This is a genomic window from Brevundimonas sp., assembly GCF_046295595.1.
Taxonomy (GTDB): Bacteria; Pseudomonadota; Alphaproteobacteria; order Caulobacterales; family Caulobacteraceae; genus Brevundimonas.
Genome location: NZ_JBKBMX010000007.1, coordinates 61,732 through 78,352 on the forward strand (window position 1 = coordinate 61,732; position 16,621 = coordinate 78,352).

The 16,621-nt window shown below is 68.6% G+C and carries 17 protein-coding genes; 7 read left to right on the forward strand and 10 right to left on the reverse strand.

Annotated elements, in window-relative coordinates; all coding sequences use genetic code 11:
• The first annotated feature begins 35 nt into the window (after positions 1-35).
• Positions 36-275 (forward strand): acyl carrier protein, encoded by a 240-nt coding sequence (locus ACK4JY_RS06960; RefSeq protein WP_055830235.1) that lies wholly within the window; start codon positions 36-38, stop codon positions 273-275.
• Between the two features lie 304 nt (positions 276-579).
• Positions 580-1,173 (forward strand): sce7726 family protein, encoded by a 594-nt coding sequence (locus tag ACK4JY_RS06965; protein WP_409604112.1) that lies wholly within the window; start codon positions 580-582, stop codon positions 1,171-1,173.
• On the opposite strand, the gene ACK4JY_RS06970 is transcribed toward ACK4JY_RS06965, so the two are convergent.
• Genes ACK4JY_RS06970 through ACK4JY_RS06980 form a run of 3 tightly spaced genes read right to left on the reverse strand, consistent with a single transcriptional unit; the run spans position 1,130 to position 3,952 of the window.
• A complete protein-coding gene (locus ACK4JY_RS06970; protein WP_409604113.1) occupies positions 1,130-2,212 on the reverse strand; it encodes a beta family protein in 1,083 nt (360 codons plus the stop codon). The two genes, ACK4JY_RS06965 and ACK4JY_RS06970, sit on opposite strands and share 44 nt — an antisense overlap.
• 13 nt (positions 2,213-2,225) lie before the next feature.
• Entirely contained in the window at positions 2,226-3,488 is a 1,263-nt protein-coding gene (locus tag ACK4JY_RS06975) for a helix-turn-helix domain-containing protein (protein ID WP_409604115.1), read from the reverse strand.
• Complete coding sequence (locus tag ACK4JY_RS06980) at positions 3,485-3,952, reverse strand: DUF6932 family protein (RefSeq protein ID WP_409604213.1); 468 nt, start codon at positions 3,950-3,952, stop codon at positions 3,485-3,487. The genes ACK4JY_RS06975 and ACK4JY_RS06980 overlap by 4 nt, the downstream gene beginning before the upstream one ends.
• A gap of 238 nt (positions 3,953-4,190) precedes the next feature.
• On the opposite strand from ACK4JY_RS06980, the gene fabF reads away from it, so the two are divergent.
• Genes fabF through gmk form a run of 4 tightly spaced genes read left to right on the forward strand, consistent with a single transcriptional unit; the run spans position 4,191 to position 8,182 of the window.
• The gene (fabF, locus tag ACK4JY_RS06985) at positions 4,191-5,471 is read left to right on the forward strand and encodes a beta-ketoacyl-ACP synthase II (RefSeq protein ID WP_409604117.1); all 1,281 of its coding nucleotides are present in this window, start codon (positions 4,191-4,193) and stop codon (positions 5,469-5,471) included.
• On the forward strand, positions 5,471-6,655 hold the full coding sequence (gene mltG / locus ACK4JY_RS06990) for an endolytic transglycosylase MltG (RefSeq protein WP_409604119.1): 1,185 nt from the start codon (positions 5,471-5,473) through the stop codon (positions 6,653-6,655). The genes fabF and mltG overlap by 1 nt, the downstream gene beginning before the upstream one ends.
• Positions 6,652-7,551: a YicC/YloC family endoribonuclease gene (locus ACK4JY_RS06995; protein ID WP_409604121.1), complete on the forward strand. Its 900-nt coding sequence runs from the start codon at positions 6,652-6,654 to the stop codon at positions 7,549-7,551. Before mltG ends, ACK4JY_RS06995 begins: the two co-directional genes overlap by 4 nt.
• Positions 7,541-8,182 (forward strand): guanylate kinase, encoded by a 642-nt coding sequence (gmk, locus tag ACK4JY_RS07000; RefSeq protein WP_409604123.1) that lies wholly within the window; start codon positions 7,541-7,543, stop codon positions 8,180-8,182. Before ACK4JY_RS06995 ends, gmk begins: the two co-directional genes overlap by 11 nt.
• A 118-nt stretch (positions 8,183-8,300) precedes the next feature.
• Here gmk and ACK4JY_RS07005 read toward each other — a convergent pair whose 3' ends face one another.
• Positions 8,301-9,665 carry a terminase large subunit domain-containing protein gene (locus ACK4JY_RS07005; protein WP_409604125.1) on the reverse strand — a complete coding sequence of 455 codons (1,365 nt, stop codon included), beginning with the start codon at positions 9,663-9,665 and terminating at the stop codon, positions 8,301-8,303.
• 140 nt (positions 9,666-9,805) lie between these two features.
• Positions 9,806-10,351 (reverse strand): hypothetical protein, encoded by a 546-nt coding sequence (locus ACK4JY_RS07010; RefSeq protein ID WP_409604127.1) that lies wholly within the window; start codon positions 10,349-10,351, stop codon positions 9,806-9,808.
• A gap of 338 nt (positions 10,352-10,689) precedes the next feature.
• Between ACK4JY_RS07010 and ACK4JY_RS07015 the strand changes: the two genes are divergently transcribed.
• Positions 10,690-11,184, forward strand: coding sequence for a hypothetical protein (locus ACK4JY_RS07015; RefSeq protein WP_409604129.1), 495 nt, complete (start codon positions 10,690-10,692; stop codon positions 11,182-11,184).
• 792 nt (positions 11,185-11,976) lie between these two features.
• Here the strand turns inward: ACK4JY_RS07015 and ACK4JY_RS07020 are convergent.
• The 5 genes from ACK4JY_RS07020 to ACK4JY_RS07040 form a co-directional block, all read right to left on the reverse strand.
• On the reverse strand, positions 11,977-12,375 hold the full coding sequence (locus tag ACK4JY_RS07020; RefSeq protein ID WP_409604131.1) for a host attachment family protein: 399 nt from the start codon (positions 12,373-12,375) through the stop codon (positions 11,977-11,979).
• Between the two features lie 79 nt (positions 12,376-12,454).
• Positions 12,455-13,327, reverse strand: coding sequence for a 16S rRNA (adenine(1518)-N(6)/adenine(1519)-N(6))-dimethyltransferase RsmA (gene rsmA, locus ACK4JY_RS07025; RefSeq protein ID WP_409604215.1), 873 nt, complete (start codon positions 13,325-13,327; stop codon positions 12,455-12,457).
• A gap of 116 nt (positions 13,328-13,443) precedes the next feature.
• Entirely contained in the window at positions 13,444-13,800 is a 357-nt protein-coding gene (locus tag ACK4JY_RS07030) for an endonuclease domain-containing protein (RefSeq protein ID WP_409604133.1), read from the reverse strand.
• Between the two features lie 405 nt (positions 13,801-14,205).
• Entirely contained in the window at positions 14,206-15,180 is a 975-nt protein-coding gene (gene pdxA, locus ACK4JY_RS07035) for a 4-hydroxythreonine-4-phosphate dehydrogenase PdxA (protein ID WP_409604216.1), read from the reverse strand.
• A gap of 26 nt (positions 15,181-15,206) precedes the next feature.
• Positions 15,207-16,547: a peptidylprolyl isomerase gene (locus ACK4JY_RS07040; protein ID WP_409604135.1), complete on the reverse strand. Its 1,341-nt coding sequence runs from the start codon at positions 16,545-16,547 to the stop codon at positions 15,207-15,209.
• Between the last annotated feature and the right edge of the window lie 74 nt (positions 16,548-16,621).

The window sequence follows — 16,621 nt, forward strand, 5'->3', positions numbered from 1 at the left end:
CAGCCGCCCCGGCGGCCCAACGAGCAGAGACCCCCATGTCCGACACCCTGGAACGCGTCCGCAAGATCGTCATCGACCACCTGGACGCCGATCCGGAAAAGGTCGTTGAAAAGGCCAGCTTCATCGACGATCTGGGCGCCGACTCGCTCGACAACGTCGAACTGGTCATGGCCTTCGAGGAAGAATTCGACATTGAAATCCCGGACGACGCCGCCGAACACATCCAGACGGTCGGCGACGCCGTGAAGTTCATCGACGAAAAGCTGGCCGGCTAAAGCTGGTCGCCGTTTCGTACGGCATCAGGGCCGCCGCGACGTCGCAGGGCGCGCGGCGGCTTTTTGCGTTGGGGGGGCGGGGAAGGCGCTGGGTCCGCTACTGACCCACTGCGGCGTCCAAAATGTCTGCTCCGCGCGCGTTACCGAGTTGTCCCCGGTGACTCAAAGGCCGAAAGGAGCGCTTCGGCCTTGGCCGGACACCATTGCCCGTACGATTGATCCTCTGTTTGTCGGGACGGTGATTGTCTCCCACTGAAAAATCTCGCCTTGCCGAATGAGAATGGCAGGCGGTATCCCCCGGACCATGACGAGTCTTCTCAAGGACGGGGATGTGCGGCGCGCTGTCTATGCGCGAATGCTCAGCGCCGCCGTCCGTAGCCCGGATACGCTGGTCATCGATGAGTTGGGTCTGGATCACGGCTCGTGTCGGGTCGACATCGCGGTGATCAACGGCCACATCCGAGGATTGGAGATCAAGGCCGAGGCCGACACCCTGACGCGGCTTCCAGCTCAGGTCGCGGCCTACGGCGATGTCGTGGACAAGGCCTCGCTGATCGTCGCCGAGCGCCACCTCGACGCGGCCTTGCCGTTGCTCCCGGAGTGGTGGGGCGTGGTCGTCGCGACGCGTTTTTCGAATGGTGAGGTTGCATTGCGACGGGTTCGGGAAGAGCGCGTCAATCGCACTGTCGATCCGATCATTCTGGCCCGGCTCCTCTGGCGGCCGGAGGCGGCTCAGATCTTGCGCGACCTGAACACCGCCGAGCGGAAGCTTCGTGGCCCACGCGAGGAACTGTACCAGCAGTTGACTCAGGCCCTTTCGCACCGGGAGCTTTCGACGCGGGTGCGCGAAACTCTCAAGGCGCGGGCAATCTGGCGAGATCGTCCAAGACCACAGTAATGTGGTGGTTGGTAGCGACCCATTTCCAAGTCGTCGGGTTACCGCGTTTGACTCGGCCGTGTTCGCAGTCGCTGATGTATCCGCTCCCTGCGGAGTAGGTCGCGCCATGATAGGCGGACGCTCCGGTGATCAGTGTGCAGAGACCGGGATACGCCTGATTGGTCTCGCCTTTGAGACGCTTGCGTCGGGCCACGAGCCAGCCGCCCGTCGTCGCGTAGCGGATGTTCGGAGCTCCCCGCATGAACCGCATATCCCCTTTCGGGAAAGCCACGGCGGCGACCGCGTAGTCGCCGAATGCAGGCCGCCTGACGCCCTTGGGCAAGGCGGCGATCAGCGACCGATAAAAGAGCCAATCGTTGCGTGGCAGCAGTTCGAGCGAGGTCTTCAGATGGGCGAGACTGTCCGGGAACGACGCGGCCATGACGACGAGGCTACGCGCATTGGCCATGGTGGACGAGCCACCCAGCGCGGCCTGGACCACCCCGACCAGACCTTGCAACGGCTCATAGGCCGGGGCCCTCAGGTCGAGTACCAGATCGAGTTCAGAAAGGCTCAGCCCCAGTGCCGCGAGCAAGGCGGCGACGTTCACATCGAAGTCCGGATCGAGCGCCTCTTCTAGGGTGCACCGCAGAACCGCACCTCTTCCGTCCAAGGCGTGGATCCCGCGCACCGCGGCCTGATACGACGCGTCATAGTCTAGGGCGGTGACCGGGGTCAGTTCACCCCCAAGCGCACGCGTCTCATCGAAAAGATAGGTCATTGGATGACGGCCATCCGCCATCCGGGTTGTAGGCGGCAGCTGACGGGCGTCGAGAAGGGCGGGGCGCTCGCCCCACTTCTTGTTCAACTGGCTCGCGAAGGTCGACAGTTGCTCGTCGATGGTCTTCTTGGGAATCCATTTTTCGAAATCGAAATCCGGTTCAAGCACCTCGATCATTGGAAGAACCGACAGTTTCTTAGACGCCTCCAACCGAAGCAGCGCTTGATACTCTCCCATGCGCCAGCGCAGCAGCGGGACATACTGGTTGTGTGTGATCATGTGCGGCGACGCCTCATTGTTCGAACTGACGGCGCACGTGGCCCGACCCGACAAGTGTTCGTAGCAGGGTGTAGTCGCCGGCCTCCCGCCGCACCCTGCCTGCGATGACGGCTGGGCCGACGCCGAACCGCTTGGCGTCGGTCATCACGGCCTTCTCGGTTCTCGAGAATCTGGAGACGGCGACGTCCCATTGAGCGGCGGGCAACAAGGCTTCTTGGGCGAAAAGGTCGGCCTCTTCCTCGTGCACGGTGCCGGCAGGCGCTTCGGTGTCGTCGAAGATCGCCGCGAAAGCCTCGCCGTGACCGATGTGCAGTTTCAGATGCCCGATCTCGTGGAACAGTGTGAACCAGAAATTGTCGAGCCGGTCATGCCGCAGGGTCAACGCCACCAAGCCATGACGGTCCCGCGAGCAAAGCGCCGCCCCGTCGAGATAGGTGCCGGGGAGGTGGCGTTCGATGACGAGGGAGATGCCGATCCGACGCAGATGGTCGACCGCTCTGACTGGCCCGCTAACGTCCAGCGTCAATGCGACCAGGTCGTTCAGCCAGCGGTCGTTGATGGCTGCCCGATCAAAGGCGATGGGTGGAGGATCGCGGCCAGCCACCTGACGGACCCGCGCCTCCCAGGCCATGATCGCCGCTTCGTGGATCGCGCCATCGGAGCGGACAGACTTGCGATGCAGGGCGACCGGCGAATAGGCAGAGTGCCCGCCTTGGAGAAACGCGGGGACCAGGTGGTCCGCCATCTTTCGCGCCTGCGCCATTGTTCCCGCAAAGTCTTCGAACCAGCCGCGCTTCCACATCTCAGCGATCGGGAAAGCCCGCCAGTCGGTCGGATCCACTGTGTTCAAGGCGTCGCTTCCCACGAGGGAGGCGCGGTTCTCGATCTGGACACCGAGGGCGTCGGAGACCTCAACAAGTCGATCCAAGCTGGCGGATCGATATCGTTCAGCCTCATAGCGCTGGATCTGCTGTTCCTTCACACCCAGCACATCTCCAAGATCCTTCTGGCTCATCCCGCGGGCGATACGCGCTTGGATCAGCGCGTCCGGAAGGTCTGACAAACGTTCCGCTGCGAACGTTGTGATCTCCCCCGAACGGAGGCGGTCGAAGGTCGCCACAGCCTCCTCAAGCTCCTGGATTTGGCTGGACAAAGCATTGCGGGAGATCTCGGCGAAGAGGGGATCGGCGCCCGCAGAAGGGGCTTGATTAGCGGCCGCTCTGAGTGTGGCGATCGCTGCTTTCGTGGAACGGTACTGTTTGTCGTTGGTAATCATGGGGTCGCCCCTTTCGAGGTGGGGAGAGCGATTCTCAGAATGCCTTTCGGCAAGCCGCAGTGTTTCTCGTTCTGGAAGAAGTCGAGGAAGGAGCCCGACGTCCCATTGGCAGCAAAGGCGGGGAACAGCTCCCCCAAGTACTTCGCTTTCTGCGCCTCGCGCTTCCCGGAGAAATCCTTAAGCACCGGGTCGAGCCTGCTGAAATCCATTCCGGCGTGATCCCAGCAGCCATCGAAGTCTCCCGGATGTTCCTTTGCGGTGGTGAAGCTTCCGTCGAGATACACGTAGCGGCATCCGGCCTCCTCGAGAGCCGCGACGACTCGAAGAAATCCCTCGAACAACCATCGCCGGTGAGGTGTCTGGGCGAACCGTTCCGCGATCTCGTCCAAAGTGACGTCATGCACGCCGGGAGGCAGCACCAGCCAAGGAGCGTCAGGACCAACATCGATTAACGCCGGTATCATGGACACAACAATATCGTTGTGTTCCTGTTTTGTCTACCGCCAAGCGAGTGGTCCAGAACGGCATAGCCGTAGCGGACCTGAGCGAATGCGCCGCGGCGAGTCTGGAGGTCTGATATGCGGATGCTTGGCAATGACGGCGTCTGGCACCCTCGGCATCCGCCCGCTTCGCCACTCCCGCCTAGCCCCGCGCGCCTCCACCCCCTATTCTCCCTTCGAGATTCACTTTGAAGGAGCGCGCATGCGCCGCGTCGTCGTCACGGGCCTCGGTCTGCTCACCCCCCTCGGCTGGGGCGTCGAGCATAACTGGAAGGGCATCGTCGACGGCCGTTCCGGCATCGGCCCGATCACCAGCTTCGACACCGAGGGCTATGGCTGCACCATCGCCGGCGAGATTCCCTCGGTCGACGGCCGCGGCGGCGGGGCGCCGGGGCAGCCCGGCGTGTTCGACCACGAAAAGGTCATGTCGCCCAAGGACCGGAAACGGGTCGACGACTTCATCGTCTACGCCATCGCCGCCGCCGACGAGGCCCTGGCCGATTCCGGCTGGAAGCCCGAGACCGAGGAACAGCGCGAACGCACCGGCGTCATGGTCGGCTCGGGCATCGGCGGCCTGGGGCCCATCGCCGACACCGCCATCATCCTCAAGGAACAGGGCCCGCGCCGGGTCAGCCCCTTCTTCATCCCCTCGGCCCTGATCAATCTGACCTCGGGCCAGATCTCGATCCGCCACGGCCTCAAGGGTCCGAACCATTCGGTCGTCACCGCCTGCGCCACCGGCGCCCACGCCATCGGCGACGCGGCGCGGATGATCATGCTGGACGACGCCGACGTCATGGTGGCCGGCGGGGCGGAAAGCTCCATCGTCCCCATCGGCATCGCCGGCTTCCTCGCCTGCAAGGCCCTGTGCACCGCTTACAACGATGAACCGGAGAAGGCCTCGCGGCCGTGGGACAAAGACCACTCCGGCTTCGTCATGGGCGAGGGCGCCGGCATCGTGGTGCTGGAGGAGTATGAGCACGCCAGGGCGCGCGGCGCGACCATCTACGCCGAGGTCATCGGCTACGGCATGAGCGGCGATGCCTATCACATCACCGCCCCGGCCGAGGACGGCAATGGCGGTTACCGCGCCATGCAGATGGCGGTCAAACGGGCCGGCATCGACGTCTCCGACATCGACTACGTCAACGCCCACGGCACCTCGACCATGGCCGACTGGATCGAGGCCGGCGCGATTGAAAAGCTGATGGGCGACCACGCCCCCAATGTCGCCCTGTCCTCGACCAAGTCGATGACCGGCCACCTGCTGGGCGCCGCCGGGGCGATCGAGGCGATCTTCTGCATCCTCGCCATCCGCGACCAGATCGCGCCGCCGACGATCAACCTCGACAATCCCGAGCGCGAGACGCCGCTGAACCTGGTCCGCGACAAGGGCCAGCCGATGACGATCGACGTCGCCATGTCCAACAGCTTCGGCTTCGGCGGCACCAACGCCAGCGTCATCTTCCGGAAGGTCGCCTGATGTTCGGACGTTTTCGGGGGGCGGGGGCTCCGAAGTCCGGACAGCCGCGATCGGGACGGGCCACGGCCCTGCTGGCCGCCTCGGCCACCTTCAGCGTCTTCCTGATCGTCGCCCTTGTGGCGGCGTGGAGCGTCTTCTACGCCCCGGGGCCGCAGGCGCGCGCCGGCGAGGCGACCATCGTCACCCTGCCCAGCGGCGCCGGCGTCAGCGCCATCGCCGCCAATCTGAAGGCCGCCGGGGTGATCCGCTCGACCGACATGTTCAAGGCCGCCGCCACCCTGACCGGCGCGGACCGCAAGCTGCGCGCCGGCGAATACGAGGTGCCTTCCAGGGCCTCCCTGCGCTCGGTTGTGGCGCTGCTGGTCGACGGAAAGGTAGTCCGCCACTACGTCACCCTGCCGGAGGGCTGGTCCTCGGCCCAGGCCGTCGACATCCTGATGGCCCAGCCGATCCTGACCGGCGAGCTGCCCGACACGCCGGAAGAAGGCTCGCTGTGGCCCGACACCTATGAGATCAGCCGCGGCGACACCCGCGCCTCGGTCATCGCCCGGATGACCACCGCCCAGGCCGACAATCTCGCCCGCCTGTGGGCCGCCCGCTCGCCCCGCACGGTGGTCAAGTCGCCGGAGGAGGCCGTCATCCTCGCCTCCATCGTCGAGAAGGAGACCGCCGTCGCCGCCGAACGCCCGCGCGTCGCCGCCGTCTTCTCCAACCGCCTTCGCCTCGGCATGCGGCTCGAGAGCGACCCGACCATCGTCTACGGGGTGACCCAGGGGCGGCCGCTGGGCCGCGGCATCCGTCGCTCCGAGCTGGATCGTCCGACGCCGTGGAACACCTATCAGATCGACGGCCTGCCGCCGACGCCGATCGCCAATCCGGGCGGCGAGGCCCTCGCCGCGGTGCTGAATCCGCCCGTGTCGCAGGAGCTGTTCTTCGTCGCCGACGGCTCGGGCGGCCACGCCTTCGCCCGCACCTATGACGAACACCTCGCCAATGTCGCCCGCTGGCGCGAGATCGAGCGGCGCAAGGCCGGCCTGCCCCCCGGCAGCCCGCCCCCGGCCGTCCCCGGGACCTCGCCCGGCGTGCCCAACGCCGACCCTGACGCCGCCGCCTCTCCGCAGGGTGTCGTCGTTCCCCCCGGCGCCCAGGTCATCCGCGTCCCGCAGCCGGCCCCCGCCCAATGACCGCCATCAGCGGCATGACCGGCTTCGGCCGCGCCGAGGCGGCCCACGGCGCCTGGACCTGGTCGGTCGAGGCCCGCTCGGTCAACGGCCGCAATCTGGAAGTCCGCTTCCGCGGCCCGCCCGGCTTCGACAGCCTCGAGGCCGCCGCCAAGGCCTCCGCCCGCCGCCATTTCAACCGCGGCCAGATCACCGTCGGCGTCCAGGCCAGACGCGCCGACCCCGGCGCCGCCGCGCTCAGGGTCAATGAAGCCATCCTCGCCCGCTACCTGACCCTCGCCAACCAGCTGGCGGAGGAGGGGGCGACCCCGCCTTCGGCCGACGGCCTGCTGGGCCTGCGCGGCGTGCTCGAGGCCCCCGAGGAGGCCGAGGACCCCGAGGCCCGCGCCGCCGTCGAGGCCGCCAGGGCCGCCTCGATCGACGCCGCCCTCGCCGCCCTCAAGACCTCGCGCGACCGCGAGGGGGCCCAGCTGCTGCCCGTCGTCGCCGACTTCATCGACCGGATCGAGGCCTTCGTCGCCGCCGCCGAAACCGAGGCCGCGGCCCAGGTCGACGCCATCCGCGACCGCTTCACCCGTCGCCTGACCGAGCTCGCCCCCGACCTGACCGACGCCGGCGCCCCCGGCCTGCACGACCGCATCGTCCTCGAGGCCGCCGCCCTGGCCACCAAGGCCGACGTCCGCGAGGAGCTCGACCGCCTCACCGCCCACCTCGCCTCGGCCCGCACCCTGTTGCGGCAACCCCCCGCCGGGCGAAAACTCGACTTCCTGATGCAGGAATTCATGAGGGAGGCGAACACCCTCTGCTCGAAATCGGCTACGACCGCGCTCACCGGAATCGGCCTCGAACTCAAGGCCGTGATCGAACAGCTGCGGGAACAGGTCCAGAATGTCGAATGAACGCACGCCCCGCCGCGGCGTCCTGCTGATCGTCGCCAGCCCCTCGGGCGCCGGCAAGACCAGCCTGTGCCGCCGCCTGATGGCCGATCACGGCGGGCTGGAGCTGTCGGTCTCCATGACCACCCGCGCCATCCGCCCGGGCGAGGTCGCCGACCGCGACTATCATTTCGTCGACGACGCCCAGTTCCAGCGCATGATCGAGGCCGACGCCTTCCTCGAATGGGCCGACGTCCACGGCAGCCGTTACGGCAGCCCGCGCGCCCCGATCGACCGCGCCCTCGCCGAGGGCCGCGACGTGCTGTTCGACATCGACTGGCAGGGGGCCCGCGACATCGCCGCCAAATGCCCCGAGGACGCCGTCCGCGTCTTCATCCTGCCGCCCAGCCTCGAGGAACTGCGCCGCCGCCTCGTCACCCGCTCGCAGGACGCCGAGGAGGTCATCGAGCGCCGCATCGCCAACGCCAAGGGCGAGATCGAGCACTGCGGCGAATTCGACTATGTCTTCGTCAACGACGACTTCGACCGCTCCTACGCCGAGCTGGCCCACATCTACCACGCCGAGCGCTCCAAGCGTTTCCGCAACGTCTGGGTCGAGGGGTACAAGACGGCGCTGCTGAACGAGGCGGTCTGAGGAGGGATTAGGGATTAGGGATTAGGGGCTCGAGAGGTAGAGGCGGCGTGGCCATCTCCCTTCGGTCGGGAAGGGCGCCGCAGCTCATCCCTCATCCCTAATCCCTAATCCCTAATCCCTAAACCACCCGCACCCTCGGCCCCATCCCGCCGCCGTCGACCAGCAGCTCCGTCACCGCCCACACCAGGGCGTCGGCCCGGTCCGGCGAGCCGCCGCCGTCCAGCCCCAGTCCCATCAGCTCTTCCTCCAGCGCCTCCAGCCCGGCCGCGTGCTTCACCCGGCCCTGTTCGTACAGCGCCGCCACGGGCTCGGCCCGCGTCCGCTTGCCGGTCCGCGCATGCACCCGCTTCACTGGACACCCCACCCCGGCGGTCTTCAGCACCGCCTCGACCATCTCCCCGCCCTGGTTGGCCTCGGCCACCACCCGCGCGGCGCCGAATTCCTCCGCCGCCCGGGCCGCCACCCCGGCCCAGCCCTGCGGCGACCGCCCGCGCACGGTCCGGTCGGCCAGCACCCAGGCCAGGCCCCGCGCCCGGCCCACGACCACAATCCCGCACGCATCCCCCCGCGCCGAGCACGGCGGATCGACGGCCACGACGACCCGGTCGAAGACGGGCGGGCGCCATCGTTCTCCCTCCCCCTCCGGGGGTGCTTGGCCGGTCGTATACGACCGGCCTGCGACGTCGCCTTCGGCGACGGGGTGGGGGCGGCCCGGCGAGGCGGGCGCGGAGGAGCGCTCGCCCGGCCCTCCCCACCCGGTCGCCTCCGGCGACCACCCTCCCCGGGGCGGGGAGGGAGAGCGCGCTGCCGTGATCATGGCCAATGTGAACAGCGCCCCGTCGCCCTCGACCACCTTCCCCTCCAGCTCCTGCGCCGCCAGCCGCGTGCCGCCGTACAGCGCCTTCAGCCCGTCCAGAAACGCCGGCGCCAGATGGTCGGCATTGACCGCTGTCGGCAGGTCCGTCCGCTCGAGCCCGGGCTCTTTCAACAGCCGCCGCAGCGCCGCCGTCGGCTTCGGCGTCGTCGTCACCACCAGCCGCGGCCGCGTCCCCAGCCTCAGCCCCATCCGCAACAGCGCCAGCGTCGCCTCCGGTCGCCGCCAGGCGCACCATTCGTCGGCCCAGGCCGCGCCGAACTGCGGTCCGCGCAGGCTCTCCGGATCCTCGGCCGAGAACACCATCCCGACCGCCCCGTTCGGCCACACCAGCCGCCGCCGGCTCGCCTCCCATGACGGCCGCCCGCCGATGCCGAAGCGGGGCAGGGCGCGCAGCCCCGACGGCCCCTCGATCATCACCTCGCGCACGTCGTGCAGGCTCTGTCCGACCAGGGCGATCCGCCCCACCTGCCACGCCTGATCGGCGACCCACTCGGCCCCCGCCCGCGTCTTGCCCCCGCCGCGCCCGCCCAGCACCAGCCACGTCGACCAGTCCCCCTCCGGCGGCGCCTGCCCCTTGTGCCGCGCCAGCGTCCAGTCCGCCGCCAACAGCCGCCTCTCCGCCGCCGTCAGGGCGGCGAGGCGGGTCTCTCTTTCCTTCTCCCATTGGGAGAAGGTGGCGGGGCGGAGCCCCGTCGGATGTGGGTCGGCTGGCGGAAGCGGCGAAGCCGCCCCGGGACGGTCGACCCTCACCCTCCCACGCCTCCGGCGCGGGTCCCTCCCTCTCCCATCGGGAGAGGGTAGTCGCCGTCCCCCCACCCCAGCACCTTCCTCCGCACCGCCTCGAACGCCGCCGCGTCCGGCTCTCCCGGATCCTCGGGCCCGTCCCCATCCAGCCGCGCCGCCGCCCGCGCCATCACATCGGCCACCCGCGCCGCTTGGGCCGCGCCGCACATCTCCCCTCCGCGCATCAGCTGGATCGCCCGCTCCAGCGCCAGCCGCGCCGCCGCCTTCGGCTCCATCGTCCCCGCCTCGACCCCCTCCGCCGCCGCGACGATCTCCGCCATCGCCTCCTCCGGCTCGGGCATCCCCGCCGCCTCGGCCTCGGCCAGCGACCGCTTGCTCCAGCCCTCGCGCCAGATGCGTTTGCGGATGGCGTATTCGGTCACGCCGAAGACCTCGGCCAGCCGCGCCGCGCTCTCGCCGCGCAGATAGCGCGGCCGGATCAGCGCCCAGACCCGGTCGGCGCGGATGCGATAGGGGTTTCGTCGGGGTGTGTGGCTCGTCCTGTTCATCCCGCCAGTATCGCCCCGCCGCTTCCTGCGGCGGGTTCAGGACGCTGGGGCGACAGACGTCTTGTGGAACATCAAGGGCTTAGGCCGAAATATTGTGACAGGGGCGGGCGGATTGTCAGCAATCGTCCCGGCTGTCCCGGGTGTCGCCGATATCCCGCCGCCCCGTGTCCCGGGTGTCCCGCACGAATTGTCCCGGTCGGGTCTCCCGGGGCCGGCTCCACGGATCCGCTTGTCGGCATCGAGCCAAGGACCGCAGCCGACCCTTAGCGGACATCCGAGCATTGCCAGCTTAGCAGCTACACCTTATCGCTTGGCATTCGTTGACCATCGTAGGCCGCATGATGCTCAGGATCGCGAGGCAGGTTGCTCGGGGGCACCCCGCTGTTCTGACCCTCGTCCTCATCGTCTTCTTCGCAGCCCAGATCGTTGCGAGCAGCGGGACAATGTCGCCCCTTTTGCGGGGTGCTCTCATGGCCTTCCCTCTGGGGGCAATGTGCGGTTGGTGGTGGGCCGTTCTCGTGGTGGCTAGGGATGGCGTCGGTCGATGGGATTGGGTGTTCGTCATACCCCCGCTGCTGGCCCTCATCGCCGGTTTTGCCGGTTGGCCGACGGTCAACAGTCCTGTGGCCTTCGCGATCTTCTTGGCGATCTTCATTGCGCTGACGATGGCCGCCAAGGCGCTGGAGAAAGCTGATGCTCCAGACGGCGATCCATCTGTCGGAAGAATGCTGGCGACATTCCTGCTCCTGTATCTGGCTCCCCTCGGCGTGTGGGTCCTGCGCTCCAAGATAATAAGGGTCGCCGACCGGTCGCCGTTGACCGCCCAAGCCTAACGTCCGCTTCCCACCCGTCAGGGACCTTCGCCAGGTCCGCTCCTGGACGGCCGGGCCGAACGTCTGCTTTGAGGCCGACCGTGAACGACCGCGTCCACCCGTTGCGGACAGAACCTTCGGGTGATTAGATCGTGGACATGACGCAGGACCGTTCGCGACCACCCCGCTCCGAGAGGTATCTGCGCAACTTCTTTATCGGGTTTTATGTTGTCTTTGAGATTTTGATGTGGGCCGTCTGGCCGCCCGAAGAAGGCTGGATGAACGCGCTCTCCGTTCTCGGAATGCCCGCGATTTGTTGTTGGGGGCTCTTTTTGTTTTACCGCGGCCTGGCGCGCATCGCTCTCCGGCAGGGCGATCGGCTTCGATAACGTCCGCTCCCCACTCATCGCGGACATCCGCCCCGTCCGCTTCCCGCCATTGCCGACCTAATCCCGCCCTCTTGACGCCGCTCCGCCCGCGCCTATCTCCAACGCACTGTTTCAACAACGAAAGGAGGTGGTCGAATGTCTCATTGTCTCACGCCGCGCGCGGCCCGTCGGATGAGCCCGGCGTCCCCCCTGGCGGGGACCATCGCCTGACGACGAACCCGTCCGCCGGCTTACAATGGAACGGGCCGCTCCCCCGGGGGAGCGGCCCTTTTTGCTTCCGAAGTCTCGCCCTTCTCCCCTCGGGGGAGAAGGTGGCCCGGAGGGCCGGATGAGGGGGCGGCCTGACCCGGACCGGCTGCCGGCGGCTTCGCGTCCGACGGCCCCTTATCCGGGCGGCATCCCTCAGAGAAGAAAAGACTTCCCCTCAGGCCTTCTCGATCGCCGCCGCGATCTGCTCCGGCGTATGCCCGGTCAGGTCCTTCGAGATCTCGCCGACCACCCGGGCGGCCGTCTCCTTGTGCCAGCCCTTGCGCAGCTGACCCATGGTCTTGGGGGCGGCGATGACCAGCAGGTGTTCGACCTTGTTGGTCAGCACCCATTTGTTCAGCACCTCGGTGACGCCGAGGGCGAAGCCGTCCTCGGCCTGGGTGTCATTGTCGGGATTGGCCTCGCTGGAGGCGCGGCCGGCGGCGCCCGAGACGCGATCGGCGATCTCCGGCGTCGGCTTGGCGGTCAGGCTGATCTCCTGCTGCCCGTTGTTCTCGAACAGCGCCAGCTTCTCGCCGTCGACGACGGCCACGAGCGTGCCTTTGGAAAGTTTCATCCCGAATCTCCGATTGTGGGGGGACCCGATGAACGTCTCGCGCCGGGGGCGGTTGCCCCGGATCGTACTCCGGCGGCGACTAGCCGCGCTTTCGCCGCATCATCGTCGCCCCGCCGTCGTCCGGCGCCCCGGGCTGCGACTGACCCGCCACCGCCCGCGCCAGCCGCAGGAAGCCGGCCAGGTCGATGACCTCGGCCCGGTCCTCCGGACTCAGTCCCGCCGCCTCGCACAGCTCGGCCCCGCCCAGCGGCTTCAGGCTGGACCGCAGCATCTTGCGCCGCTGGCCGAAGGCCGCCGCCGTGACCCGCTCCAGCGCCTTCAGCAGGTCGCGGTCGGGCCGCTCCGCCTTCGGGACCAGATGCACCACGGCGCTGGCCACCTTGGGCGGCGGGGTGAAGGCGGCGGCCGGCAGATGCATGACCAGTTTCGCCTCGCACACCGCCTGGGCGATCACCGCCAGCCGGCCATAGGCCTCGTCCCCCGGGCCGGCGACGATCCGCTCGGCCACCTCCCTCTGGAACATCAGCGTCAGGGCGTGCGGCGTCCAGGCGCCCGTCAGCCATTTGATCAGCAGCGGCGTGCCGACATTGTAGGGCAGGTTGGCTGCCACATGCGCCCGCCCCTCTACCAGCTCCGCCTCGCGCACCCCCAGGGCGTCGCCCTCGACGATGACCAGCCGCCCCGAGCCGTCGTCCAGCTCGCCCAGCAGCGGCAGGAACCGCGGATCCTTCTCGACCAGCACCACCTTGCCGGCATCACTCTCCAGCAGCGCCCGCGTCAGCCCCCCGGGCCCGGGCCCGACCTCAATGACGGCCCGCCCCTCGAACGGCCCCGCCAGCCGCACGATCTTGCGCGTCACATTCAGGTCCAGCAGAAAATGCTGCCCGAAGCTCTTCTTCGCCAGCAGCCCGTGGGCGTTGAGCGTTTCGCGCAGGGAGGGGAGGTCGGTCACAAGCCAATCCACGTAAACACTCCTTCTCCCCTTGGGGGAGAAGGTGGCCCGGCAGGGCCGGATGAGGGGTAGGCCAGCCACCGCCCCGGCGCCAACCGTTTTCCGCTCAGCGATGATCAGCGTCCCCGCACCGCCGCCGTATGCCGCCGGATCGCTTCAAGCACGATGGCCGGGTTATTCAGAAACGCATCATTGCCGAACCGCAGCACCGTGAACCCGGCCGCTGCAAGGCGCGCGTCACGGTCGGCGTCGCGGTATTCGCGCAGCCTGTGCACCCCGCCGTCCAGTTCGATCGCCAGCCTGATCTCCGGACAGAAGAAATCCGGAATCGCGCCGGCCGTCGGCGCGTGGCGACGAAATTTGAGCCCGTCGCACCGCCTGCCCCGAAGCATGGCCCAGAGCTTCATCTCCGCGCCGGTCATCTCCGTACGCAGGCTCCGGGCTTGCCGGGTTCTCGGCGGCGTCTGAAACATCGAAGGCCTCCCGGGCGAACCATGACGGCCGGACGGCAGGTTGGCCAGCGAGTACTACCTAAGATGGAATCCTTCTCCCCTTGGGGGAGAAGGTGCCCCGGAGGGGCGGATGAGGGGAAAGCCCGCGTCAGGCTCGGCGCCGGCCAGTCCGCCTCAAGCATCCTCCTCATCCGGGCCTCCGGCCCACCTTCTCGAACAGGGGAGAAGGATCGGACCAGCCCGCGTCAGGCTCGGCGCCGGCCAGTTCGCCTCAAGCATCCCCCTCATCCGGGCCTCCGGCCCACCTTCTCCCCCGAGGGGAGAAGGATCGGACAAGCCTGCGTCAGGCTCGGCGCCGGCCAGTTCGCCTCAAGCATCCCCCTCATCCGGGCCTCCGGCCCACCTTCTCCCCCGAGGGGAGAAGGATCAGAGCGCGGCCCTTGCCGCCGCCATCTCCCCCGCCAGCCGCAGCGCCGCGATCAGGCTGTCCGCCCGCGCCACGCCCTGGCCGGCGATGTCGAACCCCGTCCCGTGGTCGGGCGAGGTGCGGACCACCGGCAAGCCCAGGGTCGCGTTGACCCCGCCCCAGAAGTCCAGCGTCTTGACCGGGATCAGCGCCTGGTCGTGATACAGGCACAGCACGGCGTCGTAGCCGGCCCGGGCCTCTTCGTGGAACAGGGTGTCGGCGGGCAGGGGGTCGGTGATGGCGATCCCCTCCTGGCGCAGGGCGGCCGCGGCGGGCGCCAGGATCTCGATCTCCTCCAGCCCCAGGGCGCCGCTCTCGCCGGCGTGGGGGTTCAGCGCCGCCAGCGCCAGACGCGGCCGGGCGATGCCGAAGTCGCGCCGCATCGACTCATGGACGACACGGGCGGTGCGCATGACCCGCTCGGCGGTGACCAGCTCCGGCGCCTGAGACAGCGGCGCGTGAATGGTCACCAGACAGGCGCGCAGGTCTTTGGCGGTCAGCATCATCACCGGCCCGCGCACGCCGCTGAACGGCGCGTCGGCGGTCAGCTCGGCGATGAATTCGGTGTGGCCGGGAAAGCGAAAGCCGGCGGCGTACAGCGGGGCCTTGGCGATCGGGGCGGTGACCAGGCCCGCGACCTCGCCAGCCAGGGCCAGGCCGACGGCCTGCTCGATCCAGTCGGCGACGGTTCCGGCGTTGGCGGCGTCGGGGCGGCCGGCCTGGACGGGGGCGGGCAGGGGGACATCCAGCACCGGCACGGCGTTGGCGAACACCTCGACGGCGTCGGCCGCGGCCATGACCGTCCGCACCGGAACGCCCTGCGCCCGCATCAGGACGGCGTCGCCGACGACGACGAAGGCGGGGCCGCCGCCCTCCTTCAGCGCCCGCCAGGCGCGGCCGATGATCTCCGGCCCCACGCCCGCCGGCTCGCCCATGGTCAGGGCCAGCGGCGGGCCGGCCGTCACTCCTTGTACTCGATCAGGGCGTCGGCCCGCAGGTCGCGCATATAGCGCCGGGCCAGGGTGGCGAGGTTCTGGCGGAACAGCTGGTTCTCGACCGCTTCCGCGTTCGGGGCCTCGGCCCCGCCGGCGCGGCGGCCGCAGACGCCGATCAGATGCAGGCCCAGCGGCGTGCGCACCGGGGTGCTGACCGAGCCGACCGCGGCCGAGCGGGCGACCTGCTGGAACTGCGGGGCGAGGTTCTGCACATCGGCCTCGCCGAGGTCGGCGCCGAGCAGGCCCTGCTCCGAGGTCGCGCGCTGCAGCATCGTATCGCAGGTCAGCTGCGGCCGCAGGGCCTCCAGCCGTTGCGTCGCCGCCGCCACCTCGGTCTCGCTGGCCGTCTCCGGCAGTTCGACCATCACCTGCTTCAGCTGCACCAGGCTCGCCGCCGCCCCGTCCCGCTTGTCCCGCATATAAATGATATACACCCCCCCATCCACAGGAATTGGCCTTGAAAGCTGACCAATCTCAAGCTGTTCCATCGCCGCCTGAAGAGCGGGGTTGATCGTGCCGGCGATCACCCAGCCGGCGTCTCCGCCGCGCGCCGCGGAGGGCGCGGCGGAGAACTGCTGCGCCACCGCCTGGAAGGGGGCCCCCTGGACCATCTGCTGAACCAGCTGGTTGGCACCATTCAATGCCGCCTGCTGCCCGCCCACCCGGGCAGCCTCGATATATATCTCGCCAACCAGATATTGCTTCTTGGTCGCGGCCTCGTTGATCTGGCGGAGGGCCGCGTCGACAGCCCCCTTGCTGACCCGGGCGCGGCTCTGGAACCGGCCGCCGACCAGTCTTTCCCATCCAATCTGCGTCCTCAACTGGTCGCGAATCGTCTGCGGACGGATCCCGCCCGCCTCAAGGAAGGACAGGTAGGCTTGGGGCGTCGTGCCCGCTTCCTGCGCCATGGAGGCGATCTCCTGTTCGACCTGTTCGGGGCTGATCACGAGCCCCTCGTAATTCGTCAACTCTTGGGCCTGCAGACGTTCGTCGATCAGGGCATTCAGCGCTTCTTGCTGGATGGCGGGAATATTTTCGGGTGTGGGCTGGACTTGGGTCATCGCGATCAGCAGCAACATACGCTGGCGCAGGTCGTAGCCGGTGATGATGCTGTCGTTCACGGTGACGAGAATCCCGTCCGCAAGCTGGAACTGGGGGGGTGCCGGCGCGACGACAGGAGCGGTCTGTCCCGCGGTTGGATTGAGCGCGCCCGCCGCCGCCGGCTGCTGCGGCGCGGTCTGGGCCACGGCCGGCCCGGCCAGGAGGGCGGCGATCGCCACGCCCGTCAAATAACCCTGAAAACGCATGTCAGTCCTGGTTCCTCAAGCGGCGCCGTCGGTTAGAGCCTGATTGGCGCGCTCTGCGCCCGGCCCCATTCGCC